This is a genomic window from Falsiroseomonas sp., assembly GCF_051859025.1.
Classification (GTDB): Bacteria; Pseudomonadota; Alphaproteobacteria; order Acetobacterales; family Acetobacteraceae; genus Falsiroseomonas.
In genome coordinates, this window is sequence record NZ_JBHYGL010000022.1 from 16,639 (window position 1) to 36,208 (window position 19,570).

The 19,570-nt window shown below is 70.1% G+C and carries 24 protein-coding genes; 7 read left to right on the top strand and 17 right to left on the bottom strand.

All coding sequences use genetic code 11. The annotated features are described in order from the left end of the window. The 6 genes from ACTIE5_RS17930 to ACTIE5_RS17955 all read right to left on the bottom strand — a co-directional run. Window positions 1-428, bottom strand: a 428-nt coding sequence (locus ACTIE5_RS17930; RefSeq protein WP_439551075.1) for an Hpt domain-containing protein, incomplete at its 3' end; no start/stop codon positions are given. Next, the gene (locus tag ACTIE5_RS17935) at window positions 425-787 is read right to left on the bottom strand and encodes a response regulator (protein ID WP_439551076.1); all 363 of its coding nucleotides are present in this window, start codon (window positions 785-787) and stop codon (window positions 425-427) included. The genes ACTIE5_RS17935 and ACTIE5_RS17930, both read right to left, overlap by 4 nt. Next, window positions 784-1,098, bottom strand: a complete 315-nt coding sequence (locus ACTIE5_RS17940; protein ID WP_439551077.1) for an STAS domain-containing protein — start codon at window positions 1,096-1,098, stop codon at window positions 784-786. Before ACTIE5_RS17940 ends, ACTIE5_RS17935 begins: the two co-directional genes overlap by 4 nt. A gap of 134 nt (window positions 1,099-1,232) precedes the next feature. Next, entirely contained in the window at window positions 1,233-1,415 is a 183-nt protein-coding gene (locus ACTIE5_RS17945; protein ID WP_439551078.1) for a hypothetical protein, read from the bottom strand. Window positions 1,416-1,424: 9 nt separating this feature from the next. Then, complete coding sequence (locus ACTIE5_RS17950) at window positions 1,425-2,606, bottom strand: Gfo/Idh/MocA family protein (RefSeq protein WP_439551079.1); 1,182 nt, start codon at window positions 2,604-2,606, stop codon at window positions 1,425-1,427. Continuing rightward, a complete protein-coding gene (locus ACTIE5_RS17955) occupies window positions 2,603-3,571 on the bottom strand; it encodes a PDR/VanB family oxidoreductase (protein ID WP_439551080.1) in 969 nt (322 codons plus the stop codon). The genes ACTIE5_RS17950 and ACTIE5_RS17955 overlap by 4 nt, the downstream gene beginning before the upstream one ends. Window positions 3,572-3,714: 143 nt before the next feature. Here ACTIE5_RS17955 and ACTIE5_RS17960 point away from each other — a divergent pair, with 143 nt between their 5' ends. Both ACTIE5_RS17960 and ACTIE5_RS17965 read left to right on the top strand, forming a co-directional pair. After that, window positions 3,715-5,034, top strand: a complete 1,320-nt coding sequence (locus ACTIE5_RS17960; protein WP_439551081.1) for a Rieske 2Fe-2S domain-containing protein — start codon at window positions 3,715-3,717, stop codon at window positions 5,032-5,034. Window positions 5,035-5,039: 5 nt separating this feature from the next. Further along, complete coding sequence (locus ACTIE5_RS17965) at window positions 5,040-6,032, top strand: PhnD/SsuA/transferrin family substrate-binding protein (protein WP_439551082.1); 993 nt, start codon at window positions 5,040-5,042, stop codon at window positions 6,030-6,032. A gap of 127 nt (window positions 6,033-6,159) precedes the next feature. Here the strand turns inward: ACTIE5_RS17965 and ACTIE5_RS17970 are convergent, their stop codons facing one another. The 3 genes from ACTIE5_RS17970 to ACTIE5_RS17980 form a co-directional block, all read right to left on the bottom strand. Beyond that, entirely contained in the window at window positions 6,160-7,347 is a 1,188-nt protein-coding gene (locus ACTIE5_RS17970; protein ID WP_439551083.1) for a hypothetical protein, read from the bottom strand. Window positions 7,348-7,470: 123 nt separating this feature from the next. Beyond that, a complete protein-coding gene (locus ACTIE5_RS17975) occupies window positions 7,471-7,899 on the bottom strand; it encodes an SRPBCC family protein (RefSeq protein ID WP_439551084.1) in 429 nt (142 codons plus the stop codon). Continuing rightward, window positions 7,896-8,240, bottom strand: a complete 345-nt coding sequence (locus tag ACTIE5_RS17980; protein ID WP_439551085.1) for an ArsR/SmtB family transcription factor — start codon at window positions 8,238-8,240, stop codon at window positions 7,896-7,898. Before ACTIE5_RS17980 ends, ACTIE5_RS17975 begins: the two co-directional genes overlap by 4 nt. A gap of 96 nt (window positions 8,241-8,336) precedes the next feature. Between ACTIE5_RS17980 and ACTIE5_RS17985 the strand changes: the two genes are divergently transcribed. The 3 genes from ACTIE5_RS17985 (at window position 8,337) to ilvD (ending at window position 11,833) form a co-directional block, all read left to right on the top strand. Continuing rightward, on the top strand, window positions 8,337-9,146 hold the full coding sequence (locus tag ACTIE5_RS17985) for an HpcH/HpaI aldolase family protein (protein ID WP_439551086.1): 810 nt from the start codon (window positions 8,337-8,339) through the stop codon (window positions 9,144-9,146). 47 nt (window positions 9,147-9,193) lie between these two features. Further along, window positions 9,194-9,889 (top strand): 2OG-Fe(II) oxygenase, encoded by a 696-nt coding sequence (locus tag ACTIE5_RS17990; protein WP_439551087.1) that lies wholly within the window; start codon window positions 9,194-9,196, stop codon window positions 9,887-9,889. An 87-nt stretch (window positions 9,890-9,976) separates the two neighbouring features. Continuing rightward, complete coding sequence (ilvD, locus tag ACTIE5_RS17995; RefSeq protein ID WP_439551088.1) at window positions 9,977-11,833, top strand: dihydroxy-acid dehydratase; 1,857 nt, start codon at window positions 9,977-9,979, stop codon at window positions 11,831-11,833. Here ilvD and ACTIE5_RS18000 read toward each other — a convergent pair. From ACTIE5_RS18000 to ACTIE5_RS18010, 3 genes are read right to left on the bottom strand one after another with little or no spacing between them, the layout of a single operon-like run. Beyond that, complete coding sequence (locus ACTIE5_RS18000; protein WP_439551089.1) at window positions 11,811-13,160, bottom strand: sensor histidine kinase; 1,350 nt, start codon at window positions 13,158-13,160, stop codon at window positions 11,811-11,813. The genes ilvD and ACTIE5_RS18000 overlap by 23 nt on opposite strands. Next, a complete protein-coding gene (locus ACTIE5_RS18005) occupies window positions 13,157-13,816 on the bottom strand; it encodes a response regulator transcription factor (RefSeq protein WP_439551090.1) in 660 nt (219 codons plus the stop codon). The genes ACTIE5_RS18000 and ACTIE5_RS18005 overlap by 4 nt, the downstream gene beginning before the upstream one ends. Further along, on the bottom strand, window positions 13,816-14,151 hold the full coding sequence (locus tag ACTIE5_RS18010) for a PepSY domain-containing protein (RefSeq protein WP_439551091.1): 336 nt from the start codon (window positions 14,149-14,151) through the stop codon (window positions 13,816-13,818). The genes ACTIE5_RS18005 and ACTIE5_RS18010 overlap by 1 nt, the downstream gene beginning before the upstream one ends. A gap of 129 nt (window positions 14,152-14,280) precedes the next feature. Here ACTIE5_RS18010 and ACTIE5_RS18015 point away from each other — a divergent pair, with 129 nt between their 5' ends. Both ACTIE5_RS18015 and ACTIE5_RS18020 read left to right on the top strand, forming a co-directional pair. Continuing rightward, a complete protein-coding gene (locus ACTIE5_RS18015) occupies window positions 14,281-14,583 on the top strand; it encodes a PepSY domain-containing protein (RefSeq protein ID WP_439551092.1) in 303 nt (100 codons plus the stop codon). Between the two features lie 61 nt (window positions 14,584-14,644). Then, window positions 14,645-15,217 carry a cytochrome b gene (locus tag ACTIE5_RS18020; protein WP_439551093.1) on the top strand — a complete coding sequence of 191 codons (573 nt, stop codon included), beginning with the start codon at window positions 14,645-14,647 and terminating at the stop codon, window positions 15,215-15,217. Here ACTIE5_RS18020 and ACTIE5_RS18025 read toward each other — a convergent pair. The 5 genes from ACTIE5_RS18025 to ACTIE5_RS18045 are packed head-to-tail and all read right to left on the bottom strand — an operon-like array spanning window position 15,193 to window position 19,558. After that, window positions 15,193-16,002, bottom strand: a complete 810-nt coding sequence (locus tag ACTIE5_RS18025; RefSeq protein WP_439551094.1) for an aspartate/glutamate racemase family protein — start codon at window positions 16,000-16,002, stop codon at window positions 15,193-15,195. The genes ACTIE5_RS18020 and ACTIE5_RS18025 overlap by 25 nt on opposite strands. Window positions 16,003-16,006: 4 nt before the next feature. Then, the gene (locus tag ACTIE5_RS18030) at window positions 16,007-16,981 is read right to left on the bottom strand and encodes a Bug family tripartite tricarboxylate transporter substrate binding protein (RefSeq protein WP_439551095.1); all 975 of its coding nucleotides are present in this window, start codon (window positions 16,979-16,981) and stop codon (window positions 16,007-16,009) included. A gap of 21 nt (window positions 16,982-17,002) precedes the next feature. After that, window positions 17,003-17,584 carry a cysteine hydrolase family protein gene (locus tag ACTIE5_RS18035; protein ID WP_439551096.1) on the bottom strand — a complete coding sequence of 194 codons (582 nt, stop codon included), beginning with the start codon at window positions 17,582-17,584 and terminating at the stop codon, window positions 17,003-17,005. 16 nt (window positions 17,585-17,600) lie between these two features. Continuing rightward, the gene (locus ACTIE5_RS18040; RefSeq protein WP_439551097.1) at window positions 17,601-18,575 is read right to left on the bottom strand and encodes a Bug family tripartite tricarboxylate transporter substrate binding protein; all 975 of its coding nucleotides are present in this window, start codon (window positions 18,573-18,575) and stop codon (window positions 17,601-17,603) included. A gap of 11 nt (window positions 18,576-18,586) precedes the next feature. After that, window positions 18,587-19,558, bottom strand: coding sequence for a Bug family tripartite tricarboxylate transporter substrate binding protein (locus ACTIE5_RS18045; protein WP_439551098.1), 972 nt, complete (start codon window positions 19,556-19,558; stop codon window positions 18,587-18,589). Window positions 19,559-19,570: the final 12 nt, after the last annotated feature.

A 19,570-nucleotide genomic window follows, 5' to 3' on the forward strand; every position in this document is an offset into this window, starting at 1 on the left:
TCCGCGCGATCCACACCCACGCGCTCCGCGCGATCCACACCCACGCGCTCCGCGCCATGTACGGCCAGCCGCAAGGCGGCGAGCAGTTCGGCCCCGCGCTCGGGCAGCGCCTGCTCCGGCGCCTCGATCAGCGCGCGGATATGGTCGCGCGCCTGCAGCGCCGCTGTCACCAGCGCGGGCGTGCAGGGCGCCAGGCCGCTGCGCACACGGTCGAAGGCGGTTTCGAAATCATGAACGAAGACGGCCACGGCTTCGAAGCCGAACATGGCGCCGGAGCCCTTGATGGTATGCAGCGCCCGGAACGCCGTATCGACCAGGCTGCGATCATCGGGCCGGCTGCCCAAATCCAGCAGCGACTGCTCAAGCTGCTCCAGCAGTTCCGCCGCTTCCTGGCGGAAGATCTCGGCGGGCTCGACGGCGCCGCTCATCCCAGCACCTTCTTGACGATGGCGAGTAGCTGCGCCTGTTCGAAGGGCTTGGTGATCCAGCCCGTCGCGCCGGCCTGCTTCGCTTCCATCTTGCGCGCCGCATCGGATTCCGTGGTCAGGAAGATGATCGGCACGCCCTTGTAGGCCGGCAACTTGCGCAGTTCGCGGATGAAGGTCATGCCGTCCATCACGGGCATGTTGAGGTCCGTCACCACCATGTTCACCGGCGTTGCCTGCGCCTGGCGCAGCCCTTCCGCGCCATCGCCGGCCTCCTTCACCTGGTAGCCGGCGCCGGAGAGGGTGAGGCGGACCATCTGCCGCAGGCTGGCGGAGTCATCGACGGTCAGAACGGTCTTCATGCGGCGCTCCGTGCAGCGGCAGGGGCCCAGTCGCGAAAGCCGCCCTCGGCGAGGATGGCGCCGAGCGGCTGGGGGACGGGTTGGCGGAGGGTAAGGGCGATGCCATCGCGCTGCGCCAGCGCGCGCGCGGCTTCGAGGAGCTGGACGAAGCAGATGTCGAAATCCGTGCCGCCGTCACAATCCAGCTCGACCGCCGCCGGACCCCGCAGCGCCTCAAGCAGCGCGTTGCGGGAATCCTGGACGGTGGCGATGGTCAGCCTTCCGTTAAGCCGCACGGAATGCGCGGCAGGGGGTGAGCCGGTCGTCGACATGCTGCGCGCCTGTCCGGAGTGGGTGCCGGACAGGTATGCAGGATCGAGGTTAGCAATTCCCCAATGCGGGCCTCATGCCGGCGGGCCCGCGGCAGGGGCGCGGCCTTTCGCAGCCGGCAGGGGCGGCCGCAAGCCTAGCGCGGGCGGTTCGCCGTAGCGGTGATGGTGGCGATCATGTCCTGCTCGGCGGCCGCCGCGCTCATGTAGCGGGGCGCGGTGGTGACGAAGGGTTCCGTCGCCTCCGACGGCATGAAGACAGCGAGGTAGAAGAGCCCCGTCGCCTGGTCCCGGGTCGCCTCGATGCGCAGCGTGGCCATGTGAGCTCCTCAGCCTGGTACGGCAATCTGGTGGCCTAGCGTGACGTCCCGGCCCGTCCGGGACGATTCCAGCACGGCCAGGCAGGCTTCCAGCGTGGCCATGCCCCAGCCGCCGGAACGCACCGGCGCGATGCCGTCCAGCACGGCAGCGCAGAATTCGTCCAACACCTCGCCCCGCGGCACCTCGGGCAGTGGTGCCGGTTCCAGCCAGCGCCGGTCATCGGCATGGACCATCACGCCCGATGGCGTCAGGCGCAGATCGGCGCGCTCGCAACTCGCCAGCAGGAAGCCGAACTGGTTGTGGAAAGCCGGCGGGGCGGGTGGGGCCAAAGGCGGCGTTTCCGGGCCATAGGCGCGACGGGCCTTGGCCACTTCCTCATCGGCGATGCCGGCCAGGGCCTGGCGCGCGGCGCCATAGGAAGCGGCATCACGGGGCTGGCCGAGTTCGCCGACCCAGCCCATCAATTCGTCACTGTCGTAGCGCCCATGGCCGCTATAGGTCAGCGTTGCCGTCGCGCCATCCTCGAACTGCAGGAAGGCGGTGTAGGCGCCCTCCGTCGGGCGCCCGGCATCCCAGCCGAAGCACTGGGCGCGGATGCTGCGGACCATCCCGCCGCCCAGCAGCCGCACCAGATCCAGTTGGTGCGCGCCCTGGCTGAACACCACGCCGCCGCCCTGCGCCGTATCCAGTTCCTCCGCCCGTCGCGGGCGATAGAGGAAGTCGGTGTAGGTCAGCGCCGTGATCAGCCGGACGCGGCCATGCGCGCCGGCGGCGATGAGCCGCCGCGCCGCCAGCACCGGCCCGTCCTGGCTGTGGCTGTGGCCGATGACGAGTTGCACGCCGGCGCGGTCCGCGGCCTCGATCATCGCGGCGCAATCGGCCAGCGTGATCGCCATGGGCTTTTCGACCAGGCAATGCTTGCCGGCGGCGCTGGCGGCGATGACGTCGGCGGCGTGGTACTGGTGGGGCGTCGCGACATAGATCGCCTCCACCGCCTCGTCCCGGCACAGGGCGGCCATGTCGGCATGGGCTCGGCTGCCGGGGAAGTCCTGGATGAAGCGCGCACGGGCTTCCGGCCGCGGATCGGCGCAGGCCACCAGTTCCACCCGCCGATGGCCGGCGAGCGTGGGCAGCATCAGCGTGAAGGCCCGGCTGAGGCCGACGACGCCAAGCCGCAGCCGCCGCGTCACAGGTCGAGGACCAGTTCTTCCGTGCCCGGCGCCGCGCGGGACACGCAGACCATGATGCGGGACGCCTTCTCATGCTCCATCAGCACGAGGTCGCGGTGGTCGACCTCCCCGCCCAGCAGCCCGGTGCGGCAGGACCCGCAGGTGCCGCTTTCGCAGGAATGGGAGACGGCGATGCCCGCGCCGCGCAGCGCGTCCAGGATGGTGGTGCCGGCGGGCACGTGGACGCAGGCGCCGGTGCTGGCGACCCGCACGGCGAAGGGCGCGTCATCCGCGCGCTTCTGACCACTGCCTGTGCCGAAATCCTCGAAATGCACGGCGGGGGCCGGCCAGTGGCCGGTCATGTCCCTTACCGCCTGCATCAGCCCGCGCGGGCCGCAGCAATGGATGTGGCGGCCCTTGGGCTGGTCCAGCACGGGCCAGAGGTCGAAGGCGCGGTCGGGGTCGCCGCCATCGTGGTGGATGACGACCTTGCCCTTCAGCTCGGGCGCGGAGAGTTCGTCCCGGAACGCCGTCTCGGCCGGGGAACGCGTGAGGTAGTAGAGCTTCCAGGGCGGCCGCCCTTCCGCCTGCAGGTGGCGGATCATGGACATGATGGGCGTGATGCCGATGCCACCCGCGATGAAGAGGCGCGAGACCGGGTTGCCGACCAGTTGAAAGTCGTTGCGCGGTGGGGCGCAGGGAAGCAGGTGCCCGGCCTTCACCTGGTCGCACATCACCACCGAACCGCCCTGCCCGGCCGGGTCGCGCTTCACGGCGATGCTGTATTGCGCGCCCTCCGCGGGGTCGCCGCAGAGGGAATACCGGCGGGTCAGCCCGTTCGGCAGCAGCACGCGCAGATGGGCGCCGGCGGTGAAGCCGGGCAGGTCAGCGCCATCGGGGTCCGCCAGGTCGAAGCGGAAGATGCCCTGCGCGATCCGCTCGGCGGCCAGCACCCGCAAGGGGCGGAACTCCCCATCCTCATCCATGCGCATGGCCCTCCCTGCCAGGATTTACTTAGCTCTCTAAGAATTTCGGTCAAGTCCCCGGGCGGCGCCTTGCCGGGGCAGCACTTAGAACGCTAAGTATCCAGCAGCCCAAAGGGGCACTCGTGCAGGATGGAGGAAGCGGCATGCTGACCCATGAGGAAAACCAGCTTCTGGCGCGTGTCGAGGGTGACGCCCCCATGGGCCGCCTGATGCGCCAGCATTGGCTGCCCGTCTGCCTCTCGGAGGAGGTGGAGGAGCCCGAGGGCAAGCCCATCCGCGTCCGCATCCTCGGCGAGAACCTGGTCGCCTACCGCGACAGCGAGGGCCGCGTCGGCCTGGTGGGGGAATTCTGCCCGCACCGCAAGGCGTCGCTGGTCTATGGCCGGAACGAGGAAGGGGGCCTGCGCTGCCTCTATCACGGCTGGAAGGTCGATGCCGACGGCAATGTCGTGGAGATGCCGTCCGAGCCGCCGGAGGCCTGCGCGGCCGCAAAGTTCAAGCACCCTGCCTATCCCACCGAGGAAGCCGGCGGCTTCGTCTGGGCCTATATGGGCGACCGCGCGACGATGCCGGCCTTCGAGCCGCCGCCCTTCGCGCCGACGCCGGAGACGCGCGTTTCCATCGGCACGGCGCGCGTGGACTGCAACTGGGCGCAGGTGGTGGAAGGGCAGATCGACAGCGCCCATTCATCGTCGCTTCATTCGTCGGACATGGTCCCGGCCCGTGTCGGCCGCGCCAGCGCCAGCGCGAAGGGCTGGACCAGGCCTTCGACGGACAAGGCGCCGCGGCTGCAGGTACAACTCACCTCCTACGGCTTCCGCTACGCCGCCATCCGCCGGCCGATCCAGAACGCGGCGGTGAACGACTATATCCGCATCACCACATTCGTCGCGCCGCTGATCTGCTTGATCCCGCCCAATGCCAGCTACAACGTGGCGCAGGTGACGATCCCGATCGACGACCACAGCTGCATGTTCCATTTCATGGCCTGGGGCGAGGGGCCGGACGTGCCCTCCATGGCGGAATGGCGGAAGTTCCTGGCGCTGACGCCGGGCGTGGATGTCGATCCCGCCAAGGGCTGGGCCAGGCTGCGGGTGCGGGACAACGACTATTTGCAGGACCGCAACCTGATGAAGCTCGGCAACTTCACGGGCATCAAGGGCATCCCCGCGCAGGACATGGCGATGTGGGAAGGCATGGGGCTGATCGCCGACCGCACCTCCGAACGCCTTGGCGCCAGCGATGTCGCCATCGTGCAGTGGCGCCGTCTGATGATCGAGGCCGCGAAGGCCTTCGCCGAGGGCGCGCCGGCACTCGGGCGGACGGAGCCCGTCGTGCCGAAGAAGGACATTGCGAGCTTCGAGGGCGTGGTGCCCAAGACTACGGATTGGCGCACGCTGGGCACCAGCGAGCTGGAGCGCAGCCTCTTCCCCGGCGCCGCACCGGCGCAGGCAGCAGAGTAGGACCGATGACCAACCTCTCCCTTTCCGTCGCCATCGGCCCCTATGACCGCATGATGCCGCTGGTGCGCGGCGAGGCGCGGATCGATGCGGTGGATCCGCAATTCATGCTGCTGGAACCGGAGGAGATCTTCTTCCGGGCGATGCGGCATGAGGCCTTTGACATCTGCGAATTGTCGCTGTCCTCCTACAGCCTGCGCATCGCGCGGGGCGACAGCCCCTATGTCGCGATCCCCGTCTTCCCATCCCGCGCCTTCCGCCACACCTGCATCGTCGTGCGCAACGACCGTGGCATCAATTCGCCGGCGGACCTCCGCGGCAAGCGGATCGGCATGCCGGAATACCAGCTGACCGCGAATGTCTGGGCGCGCGCGATCCTGGAGGAGGAATACGGCGTCAACCAGCGCGATATCACCTGGGTGCGCGGCGGCTACGAAAGCCCCGGCCGTATCGAGAAGCTCAGCGTGACACTGCCGGATGGCGTGGTGGTGGAGAATGCGCCGGAGGGGAAGACCATCTCCGGCATGCTCGCCGATGGTGAACTCGACGGCGTGATGGGCCCGCGCGCGCCATCCTGCTTCGAGCGCGGCGACCCTGCCATTCGCTGGCTGTTCGATGACCCGACGGCGGAGGCGACGGCCTGGTTCCGCAAGACGCGCATCTTCCCGGTGATGCATGTGCTCGGCATCCGCCGGACGCTGGTGGACAAGCATCCCTGGCTGCCGACCGCGGTCATGAAGGGCTTCCAGAAATCCAAGGACATCGCGCTGGAACGGCTGACCGACACCTCCGCCACCAAGGTCACGCTGCCCTTCGTGGAGGAGAACCTCCGCCGCGCGCGGCAGCTGATGGGCGAGGATTTCTTCAGCTACGGCCTGGCGCCCAACCGCCACGTCTTCGACTACTTCCTGCGCCACCACCACGCGCAGGGCCTGTCGAACCGCGTGCTGGCGGCGGAAGAACTCTTTCATCCGAGCACGCTGGAAGCGCACAAGGTCTGACCTGCCTGGTCGACACTGCCGAGCTGCGGCCGCCATCGGCGGCCGAGGCCGCGAAGGCGGCCCGCCGCTTATGCGGCGAAGCCAAGCCGGCGGAGCCGGCGCCCGGCGTCTGAGGGCACGAAGCGCCTCAGACCGGGAAGCCTTCCAGCAACTCCACCGGGTCGCCGTAGCGTTCGGCCAGTGCGACCACCTTCGGGTCGCGCAGCGACAGCAGATAGCCATCCTCGATCATCGGGCTGTTGCCCGCCGTCACCGTGCTGTCATAGGTGACGAGGTCCATGTGGATATGCGGCTCCTCCCAGTTCGGCATCACGCGGCGCAGATACTCGGAAGGCTGCAGCGCGTTGATGCCGAAATGCAGCGCACCCGGGGAGTTCGGGCCGGCGGGGTAGATGTCGAAGCGCGGCGCCTTCGGGTTGTGGCCGCAGCCCACTTCCTCGAGTGTCCCGCCGATCAGGTAGTCGCGCAGCACCTCGGCCTCGAAGCCCTCGCCATGCACGGCATGCACCACGTCGTCCTGGAACTCCACGCCGACGGGGGTCGCGAAGGGGTGGTCGAAGCCGACGGCCCATTGCGCCCAGATCGTTCCTGTGATGCCGACCTTGTCCTCCGGCTTCAGGCCGACCATCCCGGGCTCAAACAGGTTCGGGCCATGGGTCGGCAGGTAGTGGACGTAGCAGCCATCCTCATCCGCCACATTGTGCCCGCGCCAGCGATTGTGGCGCTTCAGCTTCTGCAGCATCGCGTCGGTGTAGGGGATGCGGAAATCGGTGCCGCGCGGGTCGGTGAAGCGCATGGTGAAGTCGCCCTGTTCGGGGAACAGGCGGGATGTCGCGCGGATGATCTCCCCCAGCAGGTCCAGCGGGAACTGCGCCTGCGGCGTGTTCAGCAGATCGAGGTCGCGGAAGAAGGTGATCTTCACCCAGCGCTGGCCCTTGTTCTTGCGCAACGCCATGCAGAAGGGATCGATCACGCTGGCGAACCAGGTGGAGACGACGAAGGTCGCGCGTTCCAGCAGCGCCTTCGCCTCATCCGGGATTGTCACGTAGCGCGTGCTGTCGCCCATATAGGCGATGAAGGTGGCGCCGCGCCCGCGCGCCAGGCCCTGCACCGCCTGCACCACGCGCGGATCCAGCAGCGGGTCGATCAGCATCACCACATGGTCGCCCGGGCGGATCGCGAGGACCCGGCAGAAATTGTCCATGCCCTTGATGGAGGAAGCGATGTCCGCCGGCGGATGCGTCAGCTTCCGCGGCAGGCCGCGGCGCGTGGGGGCGGCGATGATGTCCTCGACGCGATTGGCCAGGCGCGGCATGGCGGCTTCCTCCCTCGACGCAGGCCCGGGCCGGATTTCGCGGCCGGGCATAAACTTCGAAAACTAAGCAATATCCGCCCTGCGCCTGTCAATCCCGCAGTCGGCGTCCAGCCGCTGGGAAGATCACGCCACGAGGTCCAGAGCCTCCAGCCGCTCCAGCGATTCCGTCCAGCCGCGGCGATGGCGCGTGGCGGTCTCGGCGTCGGCGAAACGGTCGTGGGTCAGCGTGACCTCCGTCCCGTCCGGGACGGGGCGGAGCACCACGGTCACGCGGGATTCGCGCTCGGGCATGGACAGCCAGGCCCAGGTGAAGACCAGGCGCTGCTCCGGCTCGAACACCGTATAGGTGCCGCCAACGCCGTGGCGTTCGCCATTGTCTTCCCTCAGCCGGATCAGGAAGCGGCCGCCCTGGCGTGCCTCGATATGCGCCTCCTCCACCACCGTGTGGTGCGGGCCGAACCAGCGGGCGATCATCTCCGCCTGCGTCCAGGCCGCGAAGACGCTGGCCGGTGGCGCCTTGATGCGCTTCACCAGCGTCAGGCTCGGCGTCACGGGGCCTTCGCCTCCAGCGCCTCCGCCAACCGGTCGAGGCTTTCGGTCCAGAAGCGCTGGTAGCGCAGCAGCCAGCCCATGGCGTCTTCCATCGGTGCGGCGGTCAGCCGGCAGGTCACGGTGCGTCCCGCCTTGCTGCGGGCGATCAGCCCGGCGCCTTCCAACACATCCAGGTGCTTCATCACCGCGGGCAGGGACATGGCCAGCGGCTGTGCGAGGGCGGAGATGGAAAGCCCATCCTCCGCATCCAGCCGGGCGATCAGGGCACGGCGGGTGGGATCCGACAGGGCGGCGAAGACCTTGTCGAGGCGTGGTTCGGCAACAGGGTTTTGTTTAACCATAAAGTTAACATTAAGCAACGGCATGCCGCCGGGTCAAGCCTTCCCACATCGGCGCAACGGGGCGCAGCATCGCCGGGCACGGGAGGAAACAGGCCGATGATCGCGAATCCGGTCCGCCACAGGCTGCTTCAGGGGGAGACCTGCTTCGGCCTGATGGCCTTCGAGTTCTTCACCCCGGGCCTGGCCCCCGTGCTGGCCGCCGCCGGGGCGGAATTCGTCATCCTGGACATGGAACACAGCGGCCTGGGGATCGAGGGTGTCAAAGCCCAATGCGCCTTCGCCCGCGCCGCGGGGATCGTGCCCATGGTCCGCCTGCCGCGCCCCGATCCCGGCCTGGCGCCGCCTCTGCTGGATGCCGGGGCGCTGGGAATCATGATGCCGCTGGTGGAAAGCGCGGCCCAGGCCCGCGCGCTGGTCGATGCCTGCCGCTACCGGCCGGAGGGACGCCGCGGCCTGGCCTTCGGCCTGGCGCATGATGGCTACGCCGCCGGCCCGCCGCTGGAGAAGATGGCCGCCGCCAACCAGGCGGTGCTGACCATCGCGCTGGTGGAGAGCGCGGCGGGGATCGAGGCGGCAGAGGCCATCGCGGCGGTGCCGGGGCTCGACATGCTGTGGCTCGGCCATTTCGATCTCTCGGACAGCCTCGGCATCCCCGGGCGCTTCGAGGAACCGGCCTATCGCGCCGCGGCAGGGCGGCTGCGCGATGCGGCGCTGGCGCAGGGCAAGCCGGTGGGATGGCTCGCGGCGGATGGCGCGCAGGCCGCTTCGGCGCGCGGCGCGGGGTTCCGCTGCCTCTGCATCGGGCATGAGGTGATGATCCTGCGCGATGCGCTGTCTCGCGCGATCGAGGCCGGTCGCGGCGCCCCAATGGTACCGGGCGATCCGGGGCGGGATGGCTTGCCGTAGCAACGGGCGGAAGGCGAGGGGCGGCGGGCCGTGGCAGAGTTCGTCGCATGCACCTGACCCTCGATTGGCCGCGCATTGCCGCGGAGCTCGACGCCACCGGCTGCGCCGTCACGCCCCCTCTGCTGGACGCCGCCGAATGTGGGGCGCTGGCGGCGCTGTATGAGGACCCCGCCCCCTTCCGCAGCCGGGTGGTCATGGCGCGCCATGGCTTCGGGCGGGGCGAATACCGCTACTTCGCCTATCCGCTGCCGGACCCCCTGCCCGCGCTGCGCGGCGCCCTCTATGCCGGGCTGGCACCGGTGGCTGAACGCTGGCGCCTGGCGCTGGGCGGGACGGGGGAAGCCTTCCCGGACCGGCTGGACGCCTTCCTGGCGCGCTGCCACGCGGCCGGCCAGGCCAAGCCCACGCCGCTGCTTCTGTCCTACGGCCCGGGCGACTACAACTGCCTGCACCAGGATCTCTATGGCCCGCATATCTTCCCGCTGCAGGCGACGATCCTGCTCTCGGCACCGGGACGGGACTTCGAGGGCGGGGAATTCGTGCTGACCGAACAGCGCCCCCGCATGCAGTCCCGCGCGGAGGTGGTGCCCCTGGCGCAGGGCCAGGCCGTGATCTTCGCCGTGAACCACCGCCCCGTTCAGGGAAGCCGCGGCATCTACCGCGTCGCCATGCGTCATGGCGTCAGCCGCGTAAGGGCTGGTCTGCGTCGGACGCTGGGCATCATCCTGCATGACGCGGCCTGACCGTCTGGCCGAGGCCCGGCGCAGGGTCTAGATCGTGGCACAGGCCGGCCCTCCCCGGCACCCAGACCCGGCACAGGACCGTCCACGATGCCCCAGTATCGCAGCCGCACCACCACCCATGGCCGCAACATGGCCGGCGCGCGGGGCCTCTGGCGCGCCACCGGCATGAAGGATGGTGACTTCGGCAAGCCCATCATCGCCGTGGTCAACAGTTTCACTCAATTCGTCCCGGGCCATGTGCACCTGAAGGATCTGGGGCAGATGGTCGCCAGGGAAATCGAGGCGGCCGGTGGCGTGGCGAAGGAATTCAACACCATCGCGGTGGATGACGGCATCGCCATGGGGCATGACGGCATGCTGTACAGCCTGCCGTCGCGTGAGCTCATCGCCGACAGCGTCGAATACATGGTCAACGCGCATTGCGCGGATGCGATGGTCTGCATCTCCAACTGCGACAAGATCACGCCGGGCATGCTGATGGCGGCGATGCGCCTCAACATCCCCGCCATCTTCGTCTCCGGCGGGCCGATGGAGGCCGGCAAGGTGATCCATCGCGGCAAGAAGCGGTCGGTGGACCTGATCGACGCCATGATCGTCGCCGCCGATGCCTCCGTGACGGATGAGGAAGTGGCCGTCATCGAACGCAGCGCCTGCCCGACCTGCGGCAGTTGCTCCGGCATGTTCACCGCCAATTCGATGAACTGCCTGACGGAAGCGCTGGGCCTGGCGCTGCCCGGCAACGGCACCGTGCTGGCCACCCATGCCGACCGCAAGCGCCTGTTCCTGGAAGCCGGCCGCCGGATCGTCGAGATCACGCGCCGGCACTACGAGACGGAGGACATGTCCGTCCTGCCCCGCGCCATCGCGACGCGCACGGCCTTCGAGAATGCGATGACGCTCGACATCGCCATGGGCGGCTCCACCAACACGGTGCTGCACCTGCTGGCGGCGGCGCAGGAAGGCGGCGTGGACTTCACCATGGCGGATATCGACCGCCTGTCCCGCCGCGTGCCCGTGCTGTGCAAGGTGGCGCCCAGCGTCGCCGATGTGCATGTCGAGGACGTGCACCGCGCCGGCGGCATCATGGGCATCCTGGGCGAGCTCGACCGCGCCGGGCTGCTCGATACCTCCACCAGCCGCGTCGATGCGCCGACGCTGGGCGAGGCGCTGCAGGAATGGGACATCGCGGGGAAGGTCGATGACAGCGTGCTGGAATTCTTCCGCGCCGCACCCGGCGGCGTGCCGACGCAGGTCGCCTTCAGCCAGGCGGAACGGTGGGAGAGCCTGGACACCGACCGCGCGACGGGCGTGATCCGGTCGAAGGAACATGCCTTCTCCGTCGATGGCGGCCTCGCCGTGCTGTTCGGCAACATCGCGGAGGAAGGCTGCATCGTGAAGACGGCGGGCGTCGATGCCTCCATCCTGAAGTTCACCGGCCCGGCGCGGGTGTTCGAAAGCCAGGATGCCTCGGTCGAGGCCATCCTCGGCAAGAAGGTGAAGGCCGGCGACATCGTGCTGGTGCGCTACGAAGGCCCGCGCGGCGGCCCGGGGATGCAGGAGATGCTGTACCCCACGAGCTATCTGAAGTCCGTCGGCCTGGGCAAGGCCTGCGCGCTGGTAACGGATGGCCGCTTCTCCGGCGGCTCCTCCGGCCTCTCGATCGGCCATTTGTCGCCGGAAGCGGCGGAGGGCGGCCTCGTCGGCCTGGTGGAGGAGGGCGACATCATCGAGATCGACATCCCCAACCGCCGCATCCACCTGGCGGTGCCGGATGACGTGATCGCGGCGCGCCGCGCGGCGATGGAAGCGAAGGGCGATGCGGCGTGGCAGCCGGCGGAGCCGCGCAAGCGCGCCGTCTCCACCGCGCTCAAGGCCTACGCGGCGCTGGCGACCAGCGCATCGCGTGGCGCGGTGCGGGACCTCAACGGCCTGCGCCGGAAGTAGCGCCGGCGCCGCGGCGCGGCAGCACCAGCAGGGCGCGAAGGCCTCCCTTCGCGCCCTCTGCCAGTTCCAGGGAACCGCCGGCCAGCGCCGCCAGATCCCGCACGATGGCCAGGCCGAGGCCGCTGCCGGGCTTGGCCTCGTCCAGCCTCACGCCCCGCGCCATGGCCTCATCCACCGCCAGGCCCGGCGTCAGGCCGGGGCCGTCATCCTCCACTGCGATGCGGATGGCATCGCCCTCCGCGGCGATGGTGACGGTGACGGCGCCGTCGGCCCATTGGCAGGCATTCTCCATCAAATTGCCCAGCATCTCCGTCAGGTCCTGCGCATCGGCGCGCAGCCGCGCGCGGGCATCGCCCTGGACCGCGATGGCGATGTCGCGGAACAGCCGCCGCAGCGCCTGCGCCACTTCCTCCGCCAGCGCCAGCGGCGCGACCTCCGCCGTGCCAGCCGCCAGGGCGGCGCTGCGGGCGCGGGCCAGGTGGTGCTGCACCAGGCGATCCAGCGCCGCGGCTTCCGCCCGCGCCACGGGGATTGCGGGGGGCGTCGCCTCCAGCGCGTTGCGCAGCACGGCGATCGGCGTCTTCAAGGCATGGGCGAGGTTGCCGAGATGGGTGCGGGCCATGGCCACCGTCTCCCGATTCTGGCGGATCAGCGCATCCACTTCCGTGACCAGCGGCGCGATCTCGGAAGGCGCGGGCATGGCCAGCGCCTCCCGCTCTCCGGCACGGACCTCGGCCAGCGCGCGGCGGATGCGGCGCAGCGGCGCCAGCCCGACCACGACCTGCAGCACGACGCCCGCCACCAGCCCCACGCCCAGCAGCAGGAAGCCTAAGCCCAGGCCGCGCCGCAGCCGCGCGACCTCCGCCATCGTCGCGGCACGGGACAGGGCCACAGCGATATGCAGCGGCGCCGCGCCATCGGGCAGCAGCAGGTCCCGCTCCGCCACCAGCAGGGGTTCACCGCGCGGCCCCGCGGCCTGGCGCAGCAGCACCCCGGCATGGCCGCGCGACGCCGCGGGCAGCGACTGGTCCCAGAGGGAGCGGGAGGTGGCGACGCCGCCATCCGGCCCCGTCACCTGCCAATAGGCGCCGGAGAAAGGAGCCTCGAAATCCGCGCCGGCGGGCGGGCGGGCGACACCGGCGCGGCCCGCTTCATCCACCTCCACCGCCGCCGCCAGGCTGTCCAGCAGGGCGCCGAGGCGGGCTTCCAGCGCGGCCTCGATCTGCGCCGTCGCGATGCCGGCTACGAACCAGGCCGCCCCCCCCAGCCCCGCCGCCACCCAGAGCCCCGCCAGCAGGGCCAGCCGCAGCGTGAGGGAGCGCATCATCCGGCCGCCAGGCGGTAGCCCTGCCCGCGCAGCGTCTCGATCATCCCCTCCCCCAGCTTCTTCCGCAGCCGGCCGACCACGACTTCCAGCGTGTTGCTGTCGCGGTCGAAATCCTGGGCGTAGAGATGCTCCGTCAATTCGGTCTTGGAGACGACCTGGCCGGGGTGGTGCGCGAGATAGGCCAGCAGCCGGTATTCGAGCGCGGTGAGCCGCACCGCCGCGCCATCCAGCATCACCCGCGCCGTCGCCGTATCCACCACCAGCCGGCCGAGCGTGATCTCGGACCGCGCCTGGCCATGCGCACGGCGGACCAGCGCCTGCACCCGCGCCACCAGCTCCGCCATCATGAAGGGTTTCGCCAGATAGTCGTCGGCGCCGGCATTCAGCCCCGCCACCTTCTCCGTCCAGCCATCGCGGGCGGTCAGGATCAGCACGGGCATGGCACGCCCCGCGGCGCGCCAGCGGCGCAGCACCGTCATGCCATCCTGCACCGGCAGGCCGAGGTCGAGCACCACGGCGTCATAGGGCTCGGTATCCCCGAGGAAATGCCCTTCCTCCCCATCCGCGGCGACATCGACGGCGAAATGCGCCTCCTCCAGCGCCGCGCGAAGCTGGCCAGCCAGGGTCGCGTGGTCCTCCACCACCAGCAGGCGCATCAGGGGCGCTCCTGCACCGGGCCTCGGCTGCGCAGCAAAGCGCCCGTGGAAGCATCCAGCTTGAGTTCGAAGACGCGGCCGGAGGGCGGCAGCAGCTTGAACTCATAGACCCAGCGCTCGCCATCCCGCTCCAGCTCCGTCTCGATCACGCGGCCGATCCAGCGGCGCTCCACCTCCGCCAGCAGATCGGCGAGGGGGCGGATCTCCCCGGCGGCCAGCGCGGCGCGGGCGCGTTCATGGCCGCGCCGGCCCTCGCGCCGGCCCTCGCGCAGGTCATCCGCAAGGCCGGGAGGGGCCATCAGCAGCAGGGGGAGGAGGAGGAGGGCGCGGCGCATGGCAGGCAGGCTGGCATCCCGAAGCTGAATGGCGGCTGAACCGCGGGCTCAGGCTGGGTTCAGGTGGGGGCCGCCAGAGTGCGCCCCGTTGCAGCCCACCCGCAACGGCACAGACGGAGAGAACCGAACATGACCCGCACCCGCATCCTCGCCGCCCCCCTGGCCCTGGCCCTCGCCGCCGGGCTGCCCATGGCGGCCTTCGCTTCCCCGGACCGCGACCAGCGCCGCAGCGAGGAACAGCGCGCCATCACCGCCGCCGCGGTGGACGCCGCCGGCGCCATCGCGGCCGTCAGGGCCGCCGGCTACGGCATCATCCGCGAAGTGGATTGGGCGCGTGGCGCCTGGGCCGTGAAGGCGACCGACAGTGCCGGCCAGCGCGTGGCGCTGCGCGTGGATGCGCAATCCGGCGCCGTCACGCCGCGCCAGCGCTGATCCCGACTGCGCCCGGCCATCAGGCCGGGCGCCCCCCGCGGCCCGAACCGGACACACCGCCATGACCAGCATCACCGCCGACATCCTGCCGACCAGCGCCCCGCCCCGCCACGGCGCCACCACCATCGCGCTGCACTGGGGCGCCGCCCTGGTGCTGGTCGCGGCCTTCGGCCTCGGCCTGCTGATGGAGGAATGGCCGCGCGGCCCGCAGCGCGACATGGCGATGATGATCCACTACAGCCTCGGCACGCTGGTGCTGGCGACGGTCATGCTGCGGCTACTGCGGCGCCTGCTGCTGCCCGGCCCGGTGAAGCGCGATGCGGGGCTGGCCGGGAAGGCCGCGGTCGCGGTGCACGGGATGCTCTACGCGCTGATGGTTGCCATGCCCGTGACCGGCGCGATGGACCGCTGGGCGCGCGGCCGCCCGCTGCGGCTGTTCGGCGACAACCTGATCCCCGCGCCCTTCCCGATCGGCGGCGGCAAGCTGTGGATCGAGGCGCATGAACTGATGGCATGGGCGCTGGTCGCCCTCGTCGCCGCCCATGCCGGTGCCGCGCTGTGGCACCACTTCATCCAGCGCGACGATGTGCTGCGCCGGATGCTGCCGGGTCAGCCGGGCTCCACCGCCGGATAGACCGGGCCATAGTAGCGGCGCAGTTCCTCGATCTGCCCCGGCGGCGGCTGCCCATAGGCGCCCCGCCGGCTGGCATAGCGCCCGCCCATGGCGCGCGAGAGGCGGACCGCCGCCTGCCCCGCCTGCACCAGCGCCATCGGACCGCACAGCACCGGCGTGTTCTTCACCGTCTCATGCACCCCGGCTTCCGCCAGCAGCACCATGGCGACGCCGACGGCGGGGATCACCACCTCCGCCCCCTTCGCCACGCAGGCCTCCGCCGCCTGGTGGAACTGTCCGAGGATGCGCTCCCGCTGCTCGCCCGGGGAAAAGGCGGCGTCGAGATCGACCAGCCGATCCACCGCCATCCGCTCCACCGCCACGACCCGCGTGTTCAGGCCATACAGGGAAACATTCTCCAGGATGCGGGAGTAGTGCTTGTCGTTGGAGACGACGAGGCCGACCGTCACCCCCATCTGGCAGGCTGTGAACAGGGATGATTCGCACAGGCCGAGCACCGGGATGCGCGCCATCTCCCGCGCCGTCCGCAGCCCGGGATCGGCGATGTTACCGAGCAGCACGGCATCGAAGCCCTCGGCCTCCGCGCGCTCGACATTCTCCAGCACCTCGATCGTCTCGATGAATTCGAGCCGGCGATACTGGTCGCCGACGCCGCCGCGCTTTTCGATCCCATGTACCTCGATCGTGGTCCCGGGATCGGTCGCCTGCGCCAGCACGCGCCGCAGCGCCGCCTGGTAGGCGGGCCAGGCATCGGGGCGCGTGAGGGATTGGTACCAGAGCTTCATGAGATCACTCCGCCCGGATATTGGCGCCGCGGATGACCTCGCCCCAGGAACGCCCCTCGGCGGAGAGGCGCTGCGCGAAGCTCTCGATGCTGCCGCCGAGCGGCTTGGCGCTGAGGCGTTCCAGCGCGGCGGTCATGGTGGAGGAGGCGACGCTGTCGGCCAGCACGGCGTGCAGGCGCTGCGTTGTCTCCGCGGGCATGCCGGCGGGGGCCATGATGCCCCACCAGACCGTGACGTTGATGCCCTCGATCCCCTGTTCCGCGAAGGTCGGCGAATCCGGCAGCGCGGGATGGCGCTGGCGGTCGGCGACGCCGAGGACCTTGAACTGCCCGCCGCGGATCAGCGGCAGCGCCTGCGCCAGATTGGTGAACATCATGGAAAGCCGGCCTGCCTGCAGGTCCGTCATCGCCGGCGCGCCGCCGCGATAGGGGACATGCACGATGTCCAGCCCCGCGCGCAGCTTCAGCAATTCGCTGGCCAGGTGTTCCGTGGTGCCCGAACCGCCGGACCCGAAGGTGAAGAAGCCCGGCCGCGCTCGCGCCATGGCGATGAAGGCACGCGCGTCATTCGCCTCGAAGGACGGGGGCGCGATCATCACCGAAGGCACCTCCCCCACCAGCATCAGCGGCGCCAACTGCGTCGCCTGGTCGTAGCCGAGGCTCGCATAGAGATGCGGGTTCACGATGACGGAGGGGGAGGCCATGAGCAGCGTCGTGCCATCCGGCGTGGATCGCGCGACATGCTCCATGGCGATGTTGCCACCGCCGCCGGTGCGGTTTTCCACCACCACCGTCTGGCTGAGCCGTGGCCCGATTTCCTGCGCCACCAGCCGCGCCACGATATCCACCGCGCCACCGGCCCCGAAGGGCACGATGATGCGGATGGTACGACCGCCGGCGACAGGCTGCGCCAGGGCTGGCGCTGCGACGGTGGCGGCCGCGGCGCCGATCAGCGCGCGGCGGGTGGGCTGGAAGGCCATGGCTCTATCCTCTCGCGCGGTTCAGGCCGCGAAGTCGATGGCGTCGGATGTCGTGAAGGTCGCGAAGCGTTGCAGCGCGCGGATCGCGGCGTCCTGGTCCTCCTGCGTCGCGCAGGCGCAGCAATCCTCCAGCACCGTCATGACGTAGTCCCGGTCATGCCCGTCCCGCACGCAGCCTTGCACAACGGCCACGGTGGAGACGCCGGAGCAGATGATGCGCTGGATGCCATGCGCGCGCAGGATCGCTTCCAGGTTGGTCGCGTAGAAGGGGCTGACGCGGTGCTTGACGATGTCGAAATCGCCGGGCTGCGGTGCCAGGTCCTTGTGCACCTCCGTGCCCCAGGAGCCGAGCTTGAACAGCCCGTGCTGCTTCGCGCCGTTGAAGATGACGGAGGTGGAAGGGGCCTCCCGGTAATCCGGGGAGAAACCGACGCGGACATAGCCGATGGGCACGCCGGCCGCGCGCGCCTTGGCGATGGTGTTCGCGGTCTTCGGGATGATGCCGCGGCCCTGCACCTGGGCGCCCAGCGGGCCCTTGCCGTTCGGCCCATCGGCCGAGACGAGATCATTTTCCATGTCGAGGACGAGGTAGATGGACTTCATCGTATGTATTCCCGTTTCAATCGTCGAGCTTGATGCCAAGGCGTTCCACCCGCGCCCGCCACACCGCGTCATCTTCCGCGAGGTAGCTGATGAAGCGCGCGCGATCCTGCGTATCGGCCAGCAGGCCGTTCGGCGTCAGGAATTCCAGCGCCGCGGGGGTACGGACGAAGGCCTGGGTTTCCTGCGCGATGCGTTCCGCGATGGCCGTGGACGTCCCAGGGGGAGCCAGGATCGCGAGCCAGAGGTCCCCCGCCAAGTTGATACCCTGTTCCGTCAGCGTGGGCACCTGCGGGATGGCGGAGAAGCGCTGCGCCGTCGCGACGCCGAGGACCGGCAGGCGTCCCTGCTGGCCGATGGCCACCGCGACCGGCAGCATCATCGCATCCACCTGGTCACCCAGCAGCGCCTGCACGGCGGGGGCGGCGCCCTGGAAGGGGATGTGCTGCATCTCCGTCCGCGTCTCGAACTTCATCGTCTCCATCATCACCTGCGACGTGCTGGCAATACCCCAGGAGGCGAAGGTCAGCGGGTTGCTGGCGCGCGACCGTGCCAGTGCCACGAATTCCTGCGCCGTCTTCGGCCCGAGTCCCGGCCGCGTCACGAGCGAGAAGACAAGTCGCGCCACGGCGGAAACCGGCACGAAGCTCTGCGGCTGGTAGGGCAGGCGACGATAGACCACGGGGTTCACGGAATGCGTGTCCGCCGTGGTGAAGATCAGCGTGTGCCCGTCCGGCGCCGCCTGCTGCACCGCCTGGCTGCCGAGGATGCCATTGGCACCCGGCCGGTTTTCCACCACCACCGGCTGGCCGAGCCGCGTGGTGAGTTCCCGTGCCACCCAGCGCGCGACGAGGTCCGTCGCGCCCCCCGGCGGATAGGCGACGACGAGGCGCACGGGACGCGTCGGCGCCCAGGCCTGGGCGCGCGCCGCGCCAGGCAGCGCGAGGATGGCGGGGGCCGCCAGCAGCGCGGCGCGGCGAGAGAGCGTGGTCATGGCGTTCCCCTTCATTCGGCGGTGATTCGGGCGGTGCGGATCAACTCGCCCGTCTCGGCCAGCTTCCGCGCGATGTAGTCGCGGAAGGCGGCGGGCGGGCCGCCCGCGGGTTCGATGCCGAGGCCGGCGAGCCGTGCTGTCATCGCCGGTTCCGCGATGCCGGCATTGATCGCGGCGTTCAGCGTGGCCAGCGCCGCAGGCGGGATGCCGGCACGGGCGAAGAGGCCGAACCAGGATGTGCTCTCGTAGCCCGGCACACCCGCCTCCGCCACCGTCGGCACCCCGGGCAGAAGGGCGGAGCGCGCGGTGGCGCCGATGGCGATGGTGCGGAGTTCTCCGCCGGTGAGGTTCCCCTGCACGGAGGGATAATTCTCGAACATCACGTCGATACGGCCGCCGATGATGTCGGTGGCGGCGGGGGCGGTGCCGCGATACGGCACATGCGTCAGATCGACGCCCGCGCGCCACTTGAACAACTCGCCTGACAGATGCGCGAAGGAACCGATGCCGGCGGAGGCGTAGGTGAGCTTGCCCGGCTCCGCCTTTGCGGCCGCGACCAGGTCCGCGATGGTCCGGATCGGGCTTTCGCGCCGCACCACCACGACGGCGGGGCTGGCGCCGACGAAGGCCACGGGCTCGAAATCCCGCAGGGGTTGGTAGGGGATGCGGGGCTGCAGATGGGGGTTGATGGTGATGGGCCCCGGCGTGCCCGCCATCAGCGTGTAGCCATCCGCAGGCGCATCCAGCACGCGCTGCGCGCCGATGGTGCCGCCCGCGCCGGTGATGTTCTCCGCCACCGTGGTCTGGCCGAGCTTTTCCGTCAGCATCTGGGCGCAGAGGCGCGCCAGGATATCCGTGCTGCCGCCAGCGGCGAAGGGAATCACGATGCGGAGGCCGCGCGTCGGGAAGCGTTCCTGCGCGAAGGCTTCCGGCATCGCTGCCATGCCTGCCGCAAGGCCCAGAAGGGTCCGCCGTTCCATCATCGTTGTTTCCTC

Coding starts and splice junctions, on each gene's coding strand:
- ACTIE5_RS17935 (WP_439551076.1), bottom strand. CDS start 787: ATGAAGACCGTTCTGACCGTCGATGACTCCGCCAGCCTGCGGCAGATG.
- ACTIE5_RS17940 (WP_439551077.1), bottom strand. CDS start 1,098: ATGTCGACGACCGGCTCACCCCCTGCCGCGCATTCCGTGCGGCTTAAC.
- ACTIE5_RS17945 (WP_439551078.1), bottom strand. CDS start 1,415: ATGGCCACGCTGCGCATCGAGGCGACCCGGGACCAGGCGACGGGGCTC.
- ACTIE5_RS17955 (WP_439551080.1), bottom strand. CDS start 3,571: ATGGATGAGGATGGGGAGTTCCGCCCCTTGCGGGTGCTGGCCGCCGAG.
- ACTIE5_RS17960 (WP_439551081.1), top strand. CDS start 3,715: ATGCTGACCCATGAGGAAAACCAGCTTCTGGCGCGTGTCGAGGGTGAC.
- ACTIE5_RS17965 (WP_439551082.1), top strand. CDS start 5,040: ATGACCAACCTCTCCCTTTCCGTCGCCATCGGCCCCTATGACCGCATG.
- ACTIE5_RS17970 (WP_439551083.1), bottom strand. CDS start 7,347: ATGCCGCGCCTGGCCAATCGCGTCGAGGACATCATCGCCGCCCCCACG.
- ACTIE5_RS17980 (WP_439551085.1), bottom strand. CDS start 8,240: ATGGTTAAACAAAACCCTGTTGCCGAACCACGCCTCGACAAGGTCTTC.
- ACTIE5_RS17985 (WP_439551086.1), top strand. CDS start 8,337: ATGATCGCGAATCCGGTCCGCCACAGGCTGCTTCAGGGGGAGACCTGC.
- ACTIE5_RS17990 (WP_439551087.1), top strand. CDS start 9,194: ATGCACCTGACCCTCGATTGGCCGCGCATTGCCGCGGAGCTCGACGCC.
- ilvD (WP_439551088.1), top strand. CDS start 9,977: ATGCCCCAGTATCGCAGCCGCACCACCACCCATGGCCGCAACATGGCC.
- ACTIE5_RS18000 (WP_439551089.1), bottom strand. CDS start 13,160: ATGATGCGCTCCCTCACGCTGCGGCTGGCCCTGCTGGCGGGGCTCTGG.
- ACTIE5_RS18005 (WP_439551090.1), bottom strand. CDS start 13,816: ATGCGCCTGCTGGTGGTGGAGGACCACGCGACCCTGGCTGGCCAGCTT.
- ACTIE5_RS18010 (WP_439551091.1), bottom strand. CDS start 14,151: ATGCGCCGCGCCCTCCTCCTCCTCCCCCTGCTGCTGATGGCCCCTCCC.
- ACTIE5_RS18015 (WP_439551092.1), top strand. CDS start 14,281: ATGACCCGCACCCGCATCCTCGCCGCCCCCCTGGCCCTGGCCCTCGCC.
- ACTIE5_RS18020 (WP_439551093.1), top strand. CDS start 14,645: ATGACCAGCATCACCGCCGACATCCTGCCGACCAGCGCCCCGCCCCGC.
- ACTIE5_RS18025 (WP_439551094.1), bottom strand. CDS start 16,002: ATGAAGCTCTGGTACCAATCCCTCACGCGCCCCGATGCCTGGCCCGCC.
- ACTIE5_RS18030 (WP_439551095.1), bottom strand. CDS start 16,981: ATGGCCTTCCAGCCCACCCGCCGCGCGCTGATCGGCGCCGCGGCCGCC.
- ACTIE5_RS18035 (WP_439551096.1), bottom strand. CDS start 17,584: ATGAAGTCCATCTACCTCGTCCTCGACATGGAAAATGATCTCGTCTCG.
- ACTIE5_RS18040 (WP_439551097.1), bottom strand. CDS start 18,575: ATGACCACGCTCTCTCGCCGCGCCGCGCTGCTGGCGGCCCCCGCCATC.
- ACTIE5_RS18045 (WP_439551098.1), bottom strand. CDS start 19,558: ATGATGGAACGGCGGACCCTTCTGGGCCTTGCGGCAGGCATGGCAGCG.